Raw genomic sequence first — 13,104 nt, forward strand, 5'->3', positions numbered from 1 at the left:
CGAGGACGCTACGGGGCGGTGGTGGCGGCGAGGTGCTCCGCGACGCGGCGGGCCGCGGCGTCGGCGGTGGCGAGGCAGGCCGGCACGCCCACGCCGTGCAGGGCCGCCCCGGCGACGGCGAGCCCGGGCAGCGCGGCCACGCCGTCCTCGATGGCGGCGACCCGGTCGAGGTGGCCGACGCCGTACTGCGGCAGCCCCCCGGGCCAGCGCACGACCGCGGACTCGACCGGTACCTCCTCGATCCCGGTGAGCGCCGCGAGGTCGCTGCGCGCGGCACTGACGAGGTCGTCGTCGTCGCGGCGCAGGGCAGCCAGGGAGGCGGGGTCGCCGTGGCGGCCGATCGACAGGCGCAGGACGGCGGTGGCGTCGGGATCGGCCGGGTCGCCGGGCGCCAGGTGGGGCCACTTCTCGCTGCTGAACGTCGTCGCCTTGATCGTCCAGGGCAGGCCGTCCGGGCGCCGCTCCCCCGCGCCGACGAGGACCCCGGAGCGCCCGGCGAGCGGGGCCGCCGCGGCGGCGGGCAGGGCGAGGACCACGAGCGCCGAGGACGCGAGCTCGATCTCGCCGGCGGCGCGGGCGGCGTCCGGGGCGTGGTCGGCGAGCAGGCGGCGCACGGCCGGCGCGGGCACGGCGAGCACGACGGCGTCGGCCTCGACCGGCGCCGCGTCGGCGATCTCGGCGCGCCAGCCGTGCGGGGTGCGGGCGAGCGCGGTGACCGTCCGGCCGAGGCGCAGGTCCGCGCGGGCGGCGAGGGCGAGGGTGGCGGGGAGGTCCGCGAGGCCCCCGCGCAGGGTGCCGAACACCGGCGCGCGCCCGGGCGTGGAGCTCGGCGCCCCGGTGGCGACCGGCGGGGCCGCCTCGGCGGGCGGGGCCGGCAGGCACGCGCGGGCGGCGGCGAGCAGCGAGCGCGGGTCGGCGTCGAGGGCCGCGGCGAGCGCGGGCACGGTCGCGCGCAGGCCGAGCCCGTCGGCGTGCCCGGCGTAGACGCCGCCGAGCAGGGGGTCGACGAGACGGTCGGCGACCTCGTCGCCCAGCCGCGCCCGCACCAGCGCGCCGACGGCGACGTCGCCGCCGGGCTCCCAGTCGCCGGGGCGGTCGGCCCGCAGCGCCGCGAGACCCGCCGGCGAGAGCGCCTCCGCGGCGACGTCGGGGTCGCCGGGCACGCCCATCACCGTGCGCGGGGGCAGCCCGACGGTCCGTCCGCCGACGCGCAGCCCCGACGCGGCGGGACCGGGGTGCACGAGCTGGTCGTCCAGGCCGAGCTCCGCGATGCGCTCGCCGGCCTCGGGCCGCCGGGCGAGGAACGCCTCGGCGCCCACGTCGACCCGCCGCCCGCCGATCTCCAGCGCCGCGAGCTTGCCGCCCAGCGCGCGGGCGGCCTCGACGACGAGGAGCTCGGCGTCGGGGCCGAGGAGCGTGCGCAGCCGGTGGGCCGCGGCGAGCCCCGAGACCCCGCCGCCGACGACGAGGACGCGGCTCACGGCAGGTCGGTGGCGTGCACCAGGTCGACGACCCGCGCGAGCGCGTCGGGGTCGGTCTCCGGCAGCACCCCGTGCCCGAGGTTGAACACGTGGCCCGCGGCCGCCTCGCCCTCGGCGAGGATGCGGCGGACCTCGCGGGCGACGACGTCCTCGCCGGCGAAGAGCAGCGCGGGGTCGAGGTTGCCCTGCAGCGCGGTGCCCGGGGCGACGCGGCCGGCCGCGACGTCGAGCGGGATGCGCCAGTCGACGCCGACGACGTCCGCGCCGGCCTCCCCCATCGCGCCGAGGAGCTCGCCGGTGCCCACGCCGAAGTGGATGCGGGGCACACCGGCGTCGGCGAGGCCGCCCAGCACCCGCGCGGAGTGCGGCAGCACCAGCTCGCGGTAGTCGCGCTCGGACAGCGCGCCGGCCCACGAGTCGAAGAGCTGCACGGCGTCGACCCCGGCCGCGACCTGCGCGCGCAGGAACGTCAGCGTGGTGTCGGCGAGCGCGGAGCACAGGGCGTGCCAGGTGTCGGGCTCGGCGTGCATGAGCGCCTTCGTGCGCTCGTGGTTGCGGCTCGGCCCGCCCTCGACGAGGTAGGAGGCCAGCGTGAACGGGGCGCCGGCGAAGCCGATGAGCGGCGTCTCGCCGAGCTCGCGGACCAGCAGGCGCACGGCCTCGGCCACCGGGGCGACGCCCTCGGCGTCGAGGGCCGGGAGCGCGGCGACGTCGGCGGCGGTGCGCACGGGCTGCGCCACGACCGGCCCGGTGCCCGCGACGATGTCGACGTCGACGCCGGCGGCCCGGAGCGGCACGACGATGTCGGAGAAGAGGATCGCCGCGTCGACGCCGTAGCGGCGCACCGGCTGCAGGGTGATCTCGCAGGCGAGGTCGGGGGTCAGGCAGGCCTCGAGCATCCCGGTGCCCTGGCGGACCTCGCGGTACTCCGGCAGCGAGCGCCCGGCCTGCCGCATGAACCACACCGGCCGGTGGGCCGGGCGCTCGCCGCGCGCGGCGGCGAGGAAGGGCGCGTCGGGCAGGCTCCGGCGCGATCCGTGCACCTCGGTGTTGACGACCCCTGCCCCGCTCATGGTGTCCCCATCCTCCCACGTCGTCCTCGCCCGCCGCCGCGCGCGCCGGATCGGCGCGCGTGGGACGGATGGGGCGCGGGTGCACGTCCGGGGTGCTCGGCGTGGGAGGTGCCGGGAAGAACCCGTTCGGCCTACTGTCGTCGAGGTGACGGCGCCCACCACCCACCCCGAGACCTTCCGCCGCGCGGTGGACTCGCTCGACGGTCTCCCGACGCGCGCGGAGATCGAGCTGCGGACCATGCGCCCGCCGCAGCGCCTCGCCCCGTACTCCGCCGCCTGGAGCGCGGAGGTGCTCGCGAGCGCCCCGCCACCCGGCACCGGCGAGGTCGACGACGCCGAGGTCGTGGTGACCGGGCGCCTCGTGCTGCTGCACGACCCGGAGGGCCAGGACGCCTGGGACGGGACGCTGCGGGTGGTGACGTTCGTGCGCGCCGAGCTGGACCCGGAGCACGCCGGCGACCCGATGCTGCCCGAGGTGGCCTGGTCGTGGCTCACGGGCGCACTGGAGGACTCGGGCGCGGCGTGGACCGCGCTGGGTGGCACCGTGACCCAGACTTCCTCGGTGCGCTTCGGCGACATCAGCGGCCCCACCCACGCGACCGACCTCGAGCTGCGCGCGTCGTGGACGCCGACCGAGGAGGTCCTCACCGCACACGGCGAGGCGTTCGCGGGCGTCCTCGCGATCGCCGCGGGACTTCCCCCGGTGGGCGTGACGACGCTCGGTGCCCGTCGGGCCGGGCGATCTGGTTGAGCATTCTCCCGGTACCACCGGTATCGATGCCGGAATTTTTTTCGCACTTCCGCAGGTCATCGCACCCATTCCGAGGGATGCACAGCCTGCCGTCCGATCAGCCCGACGACGCTGCGTCCGTCACGCCAACACGTTGGGTCGTTGGTTGCAGCCGCCCTGGGTCGGTCGGCGCTACTCGACACTCTCCGTAGCAGCGGTTACACCGAGTGTCACGACGAGACGATTTCGTGGAGTCTGTCCACTCCAAAGGGTGACCGCGACCGCGTAACGCGCGGAACTCCACCGAGCGAAGTTGGCCCTGATGCTCTCGTTAACTCGCCCGGGGGGATATCTTCTCTCGCACGCACTTCCTCGTCCGATCGGCGGCGCGGTCGATGGGACGAGGGCCAGGGTGCGGAATGTCGGGGGGCAAGACCGACTTCTAGGAGGTACTCGACGTGGCAACCGTGGGCCCAGGCATGGCCCTTCGCGGCGTCGCGAGCGGACTGCTGCCGCCGGCCATGGTCCCGCATCCGCGGGAAGAGATGTTCACCGTGCTGGTGGTCGACGACCACCCGCTGTTGCGTGAAGCCATCGCGCAGCGGCTCTCCTCGATGGGCGCGGGCACCGTCCACGAGGCGGCCTCGATCTCCGAGGCACGGACGCGGGCGCTGGCCTCCGGGCCCTGCGACCTGGCGATCCTCGACCTCGGCCTGCCCGACGGCAGCGGCCTGGACCTGATCGCGGAGCTCCGTGGCCAGGGCTGGAACCGCGTCGTGGTGCTGGCGGCCTCCGACGACCCGTCGGCGGTCCGTGCGGCCTTCCAGGCCGGCGCCCAGGCGTACCTGCTCAAGTCGGCCTCGCCCGGTGTGGTCACCGACGGCGTGCGCCGGGTCCTCGAGGGCGGCCTCTACGCCGACCCGTCGGTCGCTCCCCTGCTCGCGGCAGGTACCCGCGTGCCGGCCACCGACAACACCCCGCGGGAGCTCTCGGCCCGCGAGGTCGAGGTGCTGCAGCTGGTCGCCGACGGCCGCTCCAACAAGGAGATCGGTGACGCGCTGAGCCTCTCGGCGCTGACGGTGAAGAGCCACCTCTCCCGCATCGGGCGGAAGCTCGGCACCGGTGACCGGGCGCAGATGGTCGCGCTGGCCATGCGGGCCGGCGTCATCCGCTGAGCGCGAGGGCGAGCGGGCCGGCGTGCTCCGACAGGGAGCAGCCGGCCGGGTCGTCGCACGACGGTCGGTCCACGGACCCCGCCGGGGGCACCGGCGGGGTCCGTGACCGGTCACCCTCCCCGCGCGACACGCCCGCGAGATCCTCGCCATCCCGTGCTGAACGGGGTGCCGGCGGGCACACTCCTGCGTCCGTGGCCCCCGATCCCTCGCCGAGCGAGCCGACACAGCCCGCCGAGGTCGCGCACGACGACCCGGCGGTGGTCGACCTGCTCGAACCGGCCGAGGGCGTTCCCCCGCTCGTCACCGACGCGCGCGCACTCTCGGACGCAGCGGCCTCGCTGGCCGGCGGAACGGGTCCCGTGGCCGTGGACGCCGAGCGGGCGTCGGGCTACCGCTACTCGGCCCGCGCCTACCTGGTGCAGCTGCGCCGCGAGGGCGCGGGCACCGTGCTCGTCGACCCGATCGCCTGCGGCGGCGACCTCCGGGTGCTCGATGAGGCCCTGCGCGGCGTCGAGTGGGTGCTGCACGCGGCCTCGCAGGACCTCGCGTGCCTCGCCGAGGTCGGCATGTACCCCGACTCGCTGTTCGACACCGAGCTCGCCGGGCGCCTCGTCGGCTACCCGCGCGTCGGGCTCGGCCCGCTGACCGAGCACCTGCTGGGCGTGCGGCTGCAGAAGGGCCACGGCGCCGCCGACTGGTCCCGCCGCCCGCTGCCCGCGGAGTGGCTCACCTACGCCGCGCTCGACGTCGAGCTGCTCGTCGAGCTGCGCGACGCCGTGGCCGCCGACCTCGAGCGCCACGGCAAGACCGCCTGGGCGGAGCAGGAGTTCGAGGCCGTGCGCCTCGCCCCTCCCCCGCCGCCGCGCGCCGAGCCGTGGCGGCGCACCTCCGGCCTGCACAAGGTCCGCCGGCCCGCGCAGCTCGCCGTGGTCCGCGAGCTGTGGGGCTCCCGCGACGAGCTCGCCGCCACCCGCGACGTCGCGCCCGGCCGGCTCCTGCCCGACGCGGCGATCGTCGACGCGGCGCTGCGGGAGCCCGCCGCCCGCGACGAGCTCGTCGGCATGCCCGTCTTCCGCGGCCGCGCCCAGCGCCGCCTCGCCGACCGCTGGTGGTCGGCGATCACCCGGGCCCGCGCGCTGCCGAAGTCGGGGTGGCCGTCGTCCGCGCCGGCCCAGGACGGCCCACCGCCCGCGCACCGCTGGGGCGACAAGGACCCGGCCGCGGCCGCCCGCCTCGCCGCCGCCCGGTCGGCCCTCGCCGGGCTGTCCGAGCGCACCGGCACGCCGGTCGAGAACCTCGTGACGCCCGACCTCGTGCGCCGCCTGTGCTGGTCCCCGCCCGCGGTGCTCGAGCCCGACGTGGTCGCCGCCGCGCTGCGCGACCTCGGCGCGCGGCCGTGGCAGGCGGAGCTGACCGCCCCGCTGCTGGCCGAGGCGCTGCACGCCCTGCCGCCGGAGCCCGCGGCCCCTCAGGAGTCCTGAGCCCGCGGCAGCACCACGTCGACGGTGAGCCCGCCGCCCGCGACCGGCTCGGCGACCGCGCGCCCGCCGTGTGCCCGGGCCACGGCACGCACGATCGACAGTCCCAGGCCCGTGCCGCTGCCGGTGCGTCCGGCGCCGCGGCGGAAGGGCTCGAAGAGCTCGGCGACCATCCCGGGCGCCACCACGGGCCCCGACGACGACACCGAGAGCACGGCGTGCCCGTCGTCGACGCGCGTGCGCACGGCGAGCCAGCCGCCCTCCACGTTGTGGCGCACGGCGTTCTCGAGCAGGTTCCCCGCCACCCGCCCGAGCAGCGCGGCGTCGCCCGCCACCCCGGCCGGCGCGAGCTCGGTGTGCACGGTCAGGTTCCGGTCGCGGGCCTCCGCGCGCACGGCGTCCAGCGCGCCGGGCACGGTCTCGGCGAGGTCGACGGGGTCACGCGGCACGGCGTCGGCGGCCTCGGTGCGGGCGAGCAGCAGCAGGCCGGCGACGAGGTCCTCGGCGCGGCGCGTGGCGTCGCGGATGACCTCGCCCATGCGCCGCAGCTCGGCGACGTCGGCGTCCGGGTCGGCGAGGGTCACGTCGACCTCGGTGCGCAGCACCGCGAGCGGGGTCCGCAGCTCGTGGCTCGCGTTGGCCACGAACCGCTGCTGGGCGTCGAACGCCGCCTGCAGCCGGTCGAGCATCGCGTCGAACGTGGCCGCGAGCTCGGCGACCTCGTCCCGCGGGCCGGTCAGCCCGATGCGGGCGTCGAGGGACTCGGCGGACAGGCGCCGCGCCGTCGCCGTGACGTCGTGCAGCGGGCGCAGCACCCGCCGCACGGTCACCCACGAGATCAGCGCCGCGGCGACGACGACCATCGCGAACGCCAGCGACCCGATGCGCAGCACCTCGACGCGGGCCGCCTCACCGAGCGCCTCCGCGAGCTCCCCGGCCGGCACGCGCACCCCGTCGACCATGACCGGCGTGTCCGGCGGCAGCTGGGGCACCGCGGCGACCACCTCGCCGACCAGCACCCAGCCGAGCCAGACCAGCAGCACCGCCACCACGGCCACCAGCCCGGTCGCGAGCAGCGTCAGCCGGAGGCGCAGGCCCGGGCCACGGCGCGAGACGGGCGACGCGGTGGACACGGGACGACGCTACGGCGTGCCCCGAGAGGCCCCGGTGAGCACCCGGGCGGGAGGCTCAGACGGCGGCGGGCGCCTCGGCCGGCACGCGGTAGCCCGAGCCCACGACGGTGTCGATGATGCCGGGCTCGCCGAGCTTCTTGCGCAGGGTCATGACGGTGACCCGCACCGTCGTCGTGAACGGGTCGGCGTTCTCGTCCCACACGCGCTCGAGCAGCTCCTCGGAGCTGACGACGGCGCCGCGCGCGGCCATGAGCACCTCGAGCACCCCGAACTCCTTGCGGGTGAGCTCGAGGGTGGTGCCGCCGCGGGTCACCGTGCGCTTGGCCGGGTCGAGCACGACGTCGGCGGCGCGCAGCACCGGCGGGACCGCCGGGGTGGCGCGCCGGCCGAGGGCGCGCAGGCGCGCCACGAGCTCGGGGAAGTCGAAGGGCTTGGGCAGGTAGTCGTCCGCGCCGAGCGCGAGGCCCTCCACCTTGTCGCGCAGCGTGCCGCTCGCGGTGAGCATGATGACGCGGGTGACCCCGCCGACGATCTCGGCGCACAGCTCGTCGCCGGAGCGCCCCGGCAGGTCGCGGTCGAGCACGACCACGTCGTAGCGCGTGACGCCGACCTTCTCGCTGCCCTCGTCGCCGTCGTACGCGACGTCGACGGCCATCCCCTCGCGGCGCAGGCCCCGCGCCAGTGCGTCCGCCAGGGCCTGCTCGTCCTCCACGATCAGTACTCGCACGCCCTCCACGGTGCCACAGCTCACCTGAGCGATCGCTGAGAGGAAGCCCAGGTCAGCGTGCGAGATCCGCGTCCGGGACGGTCAGCGTCTCGCGCCCCGAGACCCACTCGGTGATGCGCCGGGCGACGTCCGCGTCGGTGAGCCCCGCCGCCGCGAGCACCTGGCCGCGCGAGGCGTGCGCGAGGAACTCCTGGTCGAGCGCGAGCCGGCGCACCGGCACCTCGACCCCGTCCTGGGAGAGCGCGTCGGCCAGCGCCGAGCCCACGCCGCCGTGGCGCCCGCCGTCCTCGACGGTGACGACCAGGCGGTGCTCGCCGGCGAGCGTCCGCAACGCCTCGGGCACCGGCTGGACCCAGCGCGGGTCGACGACCGTGACGCCGACCCCCTGCGCCGTGAGCCGCTCGGCCGCCTGCACGCCGAGCTCGCCGAACGCGCCGACGCAGACGAGCAGGACGTCGGGGACCTCGGGCAGCGCGGCGTCGGGCAGGCGCTCGACCGCGGTGGGCCGGGGCGCGGCGAGCGAGGGCCGCTGCGGCTCGGCGAGGACGTCCACGCGGCCCGGGCCGCTCGCCGGGCCCAGCGTGCGCAGCGCGGGCACCGACGCCGGCACCGCGCCCTTCGACCAGCGCAGTGCCGTCGGCCCGTCGTCGACGGCGACGGCCTCGCGCAGCTCCTCGCGCAGCGTCACCGCGTCGCGGGGCGCGGCGACCCGCAGGCCGGGCACGATCCCGAGGATCGAGAGGTCCCACATCCCGTTGTGGCTCGCGCCGTCGCTGCCGGTGACCCCGGCGCGGTCCAGCGCGATCGTCACCGGGGCGCGGTGCAGCGCGACGTCCATGAGCAGCTGGTCGAACGCGCGGTTGAGGAACGTCGAGTAGATCGCGACGACCGGGTGCAGCCCGCCGGCGGCGAGCCCGGCCGCCGAGGTCACCGCGTGCTGCTCGGCGATGCCGACGTCGAACAGCCGCTCGGGGTAGGCCTCGCCGAACGCCGCGAGCCCGGTCGGGCCGCCCATCGCCGCGGTGATCGCGACGACGTCGGAGCGCTCGCGGCCGAGCTCGAGCATCGACTCGGTGAACACCGAGGTCCAGTCCCGGGGCTTCGGCCCGACCGGCAGGCCGGTGCCGGGGTCGAGGGGCCCCGGGGAGTGCATGAGGTCGGCCTCGTCGGCCTCGGCCGGCGCGAACCCGCGGCCCTTGGCCGTCACGGCGTGCACGACGACCGGCCCCCCGAAGTCGCGGGCGCTGCGCAGGGCGTGCTCCATGGCGGCCACGTCGTGGCCGTCGACGGGGCCGAGGTACTTGAGCCCGAGGTCGGCGAAGAGTGGCTGCGGGGAGAGCGCGTCCTTCACCCCGGCCTTCGCCGCGTGCAGCGCCGAGTACAGCGTCGACCCGACCACCGGCAGGCCCTGCACCGCGCGCTTGCCGTGCTCGAGCACCTGTTCGTAGCGCGGCAGCAGGCGCAGCGAGGTCAGCTTGCGCGACAGCCCGCCGATCGTCGGCGAGTACGAGCGGCCATTGTCGTTGACGACGATGACGACGGGACGGTCGGGGGCGGCAGCGATGTTGTTCAGCGCCTCCCACGCCATGCCGCCGGTGAGGGCGCCGTCGCCGACGACGGCCACCACCGAGCGGTCGCGCCCGGTGAGGGCGTCGGCCTTCGCCAGCCCGTCGGCCCACGACAGGGCCGTCGAGGCGTGGGAGTTCTCGACCAGGTCGTGCTCGCTCTCCGACCGGCTCGGGTAGCCCGAGAGGCCGTCGCGCTGGCGCAGCCCGTCGAACGCCCCGGCCCGGCCGGTGAGGATCTTGTGCACGTAGCTCTGGTGGCCCGTGTCGAAGATCAGCGCGTCGCGGGGCGAGTCGAACACCCGGTGCAGCGCGAGCGTCAGCTCCACCACACCGAGGTTCGGCCCCAGGTGCCCGCCCGTGCGGCACACCTTGTCCACGAGGAACGCACGGATCTCACCGGCGAGGGCGACGACCTCGTCCTCGTCGAGTCCGCGCAGCTCCGCGGGGGTGCGTACACGGTCCAGCAACGTCACGGGTCACCTCGGCTCGCCGGCGGAGTGCGTCAGGAGGACGCCACTGCTTCGGCGCGCCAGTCTACGGACGCGCGCCGCGCCCGCAGTCCGCGATCAGTCGTGGAGGCGGGGACGCCGGGCGACGTACACCACGGCCGGCGGGATGTTCGCGAACACGGTGCGCGAGACGATGACCTCCTCGAAGTTCGCCTCGAGGTTGCGCTGCACCTTCCGGGCGTCGGGGAAGAACCGGATCCAGGCGTGCGCGAGCTGCGTCACCGCCCCGCCGGGCGCGGTGAGCCGGGCCAGCGGCTCGAAGATCGAGCGGCCGCGGCGCGGTGCGGTCGCGAGCCAGGGCAGGCCGGAGACGGCGAGGTCGGTGCGCACGCCCTCGGCCAGGAGGCGGTCGACGACGGCGTGGGCGTCGTCGCAGATCACCTCGACCTTGGGGTGGCGCTCCGCGAGCACGGCCGCCATCCGCGGGTTGAACTCGACGGCGATGTGGCGGCCGCGGCCGTGCAGCCGCTCCTGGATGACGTCGGTGACCTGGCCGGTGCCCGCCCCGAGGTCGAGCACGACCGGGTCGCCGGTCTCGGGCAGGGGCGCGGCGGCCTGGCGGCACAGGGGGGCGAAGCTGGGGACGAGGGACGCGACGTTGAACGGGTCGCGGAGGAACTCGCGGGCGAACGCCTGGATCTCGGTCACGGTGACTCGGCTCCGGGGTGCGGTGGGGCGGCGGGCACGGGCCCGGGGGTCGGCCCGGGGTGTGGTGCTGGGGTGGTGGCCGCCGTGGTCTCGACGGTGCCGTCGGCCGGCGCGGCCAGGGCGGCGCCCGCGGCGGTGACGGCGGCGAGCAGGGCCCGTGCCACCTCGCCGACCATCGCGTCGTCCGGGGAGAACTCGGGGTGGTGCAGGCCCGGCCCGCTACCGGGGGTGGTCCCGGCCGCGGTGGTGCCGACGAACAGCATCAGCGTCGGCAGCACCTCACCGTAGTGGGAGAAGTCGTCGGCGCCGCAGGACCGGAACGTGGTGTCGAGCACGAGTCCGGTGGGACCCGGTTCGGCGTGGCCGTCCCCGTCGGCCCGGTCGTCGACGCGCCGGGGCCCCAGCGCCCGGGCCACCGTCCGCGCCAGGGCCTCGTCGTTGACGACGGCGGGCTCGTTGGGGACGACGGTCAGCGTCGCCTCGCAGCCGTACGCGCGGGCGGTGCCCTCGACGACCTCGCGCACCGCGGCGAGCAGCTCGTCGCGATCGGCGTCGAGGGCGCGGACCGTGCCGCGGGCGGTGGCGGTCTCGGGCACGACGTTGGGCGCCGACCCGGCCTCCACCTGCCCGATCGTGATCACCCCGGCCGTCATGGGGTCGACGCGGCGGGACACGATGTGGTGCACGCTCGCGACCACCTGCGCCAGCGCCAGCACGGGGTCGCGGGTGCGGTGCGGGTAGCCGCCGTGCCCGCCGCGGCCGTGCACCTCGATCTCGATCTCGTCGGCGGACGCGTTCACGGGTCCCCCGCGCACCGACACCGTGCCGCGCGGCAGCTCGGGCTGGACGTGCACGCCGAGCACCGCCCCGACCCGGTGCGCGACGAACCCCGGGTCCGCGGCGACGTCGGCCGCGCCCGAGGGGGCCTTCTCCTCGCGGGGCTGGAACACCGCGAGCAGCGGGGCGGGCACGCGGTCGCCGCCGACCCGGGCCAGCGCCCGCACGACCGCCACCAGCGCGGCGACGTGCACGTCGTGGCCGCAGACGTGCGCCGCGCGGCCGGTGGCGCTGAAGGGCAGGCCGGTGCGCTCGACGACGGGCAGGGCGTCGAGCTCGGCGCGCACGGCGACCGCGGGCACGCCGGCGGTCGCGGGCGGGCCGAGGCGCAGCATGGTGCCCGTGCCGGCGACGGGCTCGCCGACGGCGCTCACGGGCACCAGGTCGGCGACCGCGTCGAGCACCAGGTCGCGGCTGTCGGCCTCGTCACCGGACAGGCGCGGGTCCCGGTGCAGCGCGTGCCGCAGCGCCACCGCCGCGTCCAGCTCGGCGTCGAGCGCCGCCCGCAGGGCCGGGTCGACCTGCGAGGTCGGGACGGCGGCGACCGGCCGGGTCATGCCGGCATCCGCCCGTAGACCCGGCGTGCGTTGTCGGTACCGATCATGGTGGCCACCCGTTCGGCGTCGGCGGGCGCGAGCTCGTCGGTCGCGCAGAGGTGCTCCAATAGACCACCCAGCGCCGACCGGAAGCGCAGGGCCCCCAGCAGGTGCAGCTCCGGGAGCCCGAAGGCGTCCGAGGAGTAGAGCACCTTGCCGTAGGGCGCCAGCTCGAGCAGCTCGGTCACGATCGTCGCCGCCCGCGGGCCGACGTAGGGGACGGCGAGGCCCACGTCGACGTGCACCACCGAGAACACCTGGGCCAGCCACGCCGCCTCGCGGTGGTAGGGGTAGCAGTGCAGCAGCATCAGCGGCACGCCCAGCGGCTCGACGAGGCGGGCCAGGCCCACGAGCAGGGCGGGGTTGGCGCGGTGCAGGTCCTCGTCGCGGTCGCCGAAGCCGGTGTGCAGCTGCAGCGGCAGCCCGGTGTCCAGGCCCGCCCAGAGCCCGTGGCGCAGCAGCACGGGATCGCGCAGGGGCTCGCCGGTGGTGGCGCGCCGGCGCAGCCAGCCGTCGGCGGCCTGCTCCACCTCGGCGGGCCCGGGACGGGTCGGGTCGACGTCGAGCCCCGCGCGGTAGGCGAGCACGCTCTTGCAGGCCACGGGCACGGGGTGACGCCCCTCGGCCGTGCGCGCGGCCACCTCGGCGGCCACCGCGTCGCCGTAGTCGGCGGCCGACACCCCGGCATCGGCGACCGCCTCGGCCACCGCCTCCAGGCGCACGACCTCGCCGACCGAGGCGCCCGCCCTGGCCCCGAGCTCCGTCGGGGACAGCAACCCGTCGGCGGCGAACCCGTGGTCGACGAGCACCGCGCCCACCCCCGCGCCGCCCAGGAAGCGCTTGGTGACCTCCTCGGGGCCGAGCTCGGCGCGCCGGGTGAGGTAGTCGTCGGGCGCGACGTGGGCCGGGAGGTCCAGCGCGGGCGCGCACCAGCGGCGCACCGAGAACCCCAGCGCCGAGTCGAAGCTGCTCGTGCCCGCGGCGGGCCCCGCGCCCTCGGTGAGCAGCGCCTCGAACCCCGCCCGGTCGAGCGGGCCGGCGACGACGCTGTGGCAGTGGTGGTCGACCAGCCGGATCCCGTCGAGGAAGCTCACGGGGCCGGCGGGCACGAGCCCCGCGCTGACCAGGCTGCCGCTCACCGGTGACTCC

At 76.8% G+C, this 13,104-nt stretch carries 11 protein-coding genes; 3 read left to right on the forward strand and 8 right to left on the reverse strand.

The genetic code is table 11. The annotated features are described in order from the left end of the window. Positions 1-8: 8 nt before the first annotated feature. Complete coding sequence (hemG, locus tag PGB27_RS01930; RefSeq protein ID WP_274198646.1) at positions 9-1,481, reverse strand: protoporphyrinogen oxidase; 1,473 nt, start codon at positions 1,479-1,481, stop codon at positions 9-11. Beyond that, entirely contained in the window at positions 1,478-2,554 is a 1,077-nt protein-coding gene (gene hemE, locus PGB27_RS01935; RefSeq protein WP_274198647.1) for a uroporphyrinogen decarboxylase, read from the reverse strand. The genes hemG and hemE overlap by 4 nt, the downstream gene beginning before the upstream one ends. Positions 2,555-2,699: 145 nt before the next feature. Here hemE and PGB27_RS01940 point away from each other — a divergent pair, with 145 nt between their 5' ends. The 3 genes from PGB27_RS01940 to PGB27_RS01950 all read left to right on the forward strand — a co-directional run bounded on the left by PGB27_RS01940 (position 2,700) and on the right by PGB27_RS01950 (position 5,940). Next, positions 2,700-3,305 (forward strand): DUF3000 domain-containing protein, encoded by a 606-nt coding sequence (locus tag PGB27_RS01940; protein ID WP_274198648.1) that lies wholly within the window; start codon positions 2,700-2,702, stop codon positions 3,303-3,305. A gap of 458 nt (positions 3,306-3,763) precedes the next feature. After that, positions 3,764-4,459 carry a response regulator gene (locus PGB27_RS01945; RefSeq protein WP_408629987.1) on the forward strand — a complete coding sequence of 232 codons (696 nt, stop codon included), beginning with the start codon at positions 3,764-3,766 and terminating at the stop codon, positions 4,457-4,459. A gap of 191 nt (positions 4,460-4,650) precedes the next feature. Continuing rightward, positions 4,651-5,940, forward strand: coding sequence for an HRDC domain-containing protein (locus PGB27_RS01950; RefSeq protein ID WP_408629988.1), 1,290 nt, complete (start codon positions 4,651-4,653; stop codon positions 5,938-5,940). Here the strand turns inward: PGB27_RS01950 and PGB27_RS01955 are convergent. The 6 genes from PGB27_RS01955 to PGB27_RS01980 all read right to left on the reverse strand — a co-directional run bounded on the left by PGB27_RS01955 (position 5,928) and on the right by PGB27_RS01980 (position 13,094). Then, complete coding sequence (locus PGB27_RS01955) at positions 5,928-7,070, reverse strand: sensor histidine kinase (protein WP_274198649.1); 1,143 nt, start codon at positions 7,068-7,070, stop codon at positions 5,928-5,930. The genes PGB27_RS01950 and PGB27_RS01955 overlap by 13 nt on opposite strands. A 55-nt stretch (positions 7,071-7,125) precedes the next feature. Beyond that, a complete protein-coding gene (locus PGB27_RS01960; RefSeq protein ID WP_274198650.1) occupies positions 7,126-7,797 on the reverse strand; it encodes a response regulator transcription factor in 672 nt (223 codons plus the stop codon). Positions 7,798-7,849: 52 nt separating this feature from the next. Next, positions 7,850-9,838, reverse strand: a complete 1,989-nt coding sequence (gene dxs, locus PGB27_RS01965; RefSeq protein ID WP_274198651.1) for a 1-deoxy-D-xylulose-5-phosphate synthase — start codon at positions 9,836-9,838, stop codon at positions 7,850-7,852. A 93-nt stretch (positions 9,839-9,931) separates the two neighbouring features. Next, positions 9,932-10,522 carry a class I SAM-dependent methyltransferase gene (locus tag PGB27_RS01970; RefSeq protein WP_274198652.1) on the reverse strand — a complete coding sequence of 197 codons (591 nt, stop codon included), beginning with the start codon at positions 10,520-10,522 and terminating at the stop codon, positions 9,932-9,934. Next, positions 10,519-11,916, reverse strand: coding sequence for a M20 metallopeptidase family protein (locus tag PGB27_RS01975; protein WP_274198653.1), 1,398 nt, complete (start codon positions 11,914-11,916; stop codon positions 10,519-10,521). Before PGB27_RS01975 ends, PGB27_RS01970 begins: the two co-directional genes overlap by 4 nt. Beyond that, a complete protein-coding gene (locus tag PGB27_RS01980) occupies positions 11,913-13,094 on the reverse strand; it encodes an amidohydrolase family protein (protein ID WP_274198654.1) in 1,182 nt (393 codons plus the stop codon). The genes PGB27_RS01975 and PGB27_RS01980 overlap by 4 nt, the downstream gene beginning before the upstream one ends. Positions 13,095-13,104: the final 10 nt, after the last annotated feature.

Source organism: Actinomycetospora lemnae (genome assembly GCF_028737315.1).
Classification (GTDB): Bacteria; Actinomycetota; Actinomycetes; order Mycobacteriales; family Pseudonocardiaceae; genus Actinomycetospora; species Actinomycetospora lemnae.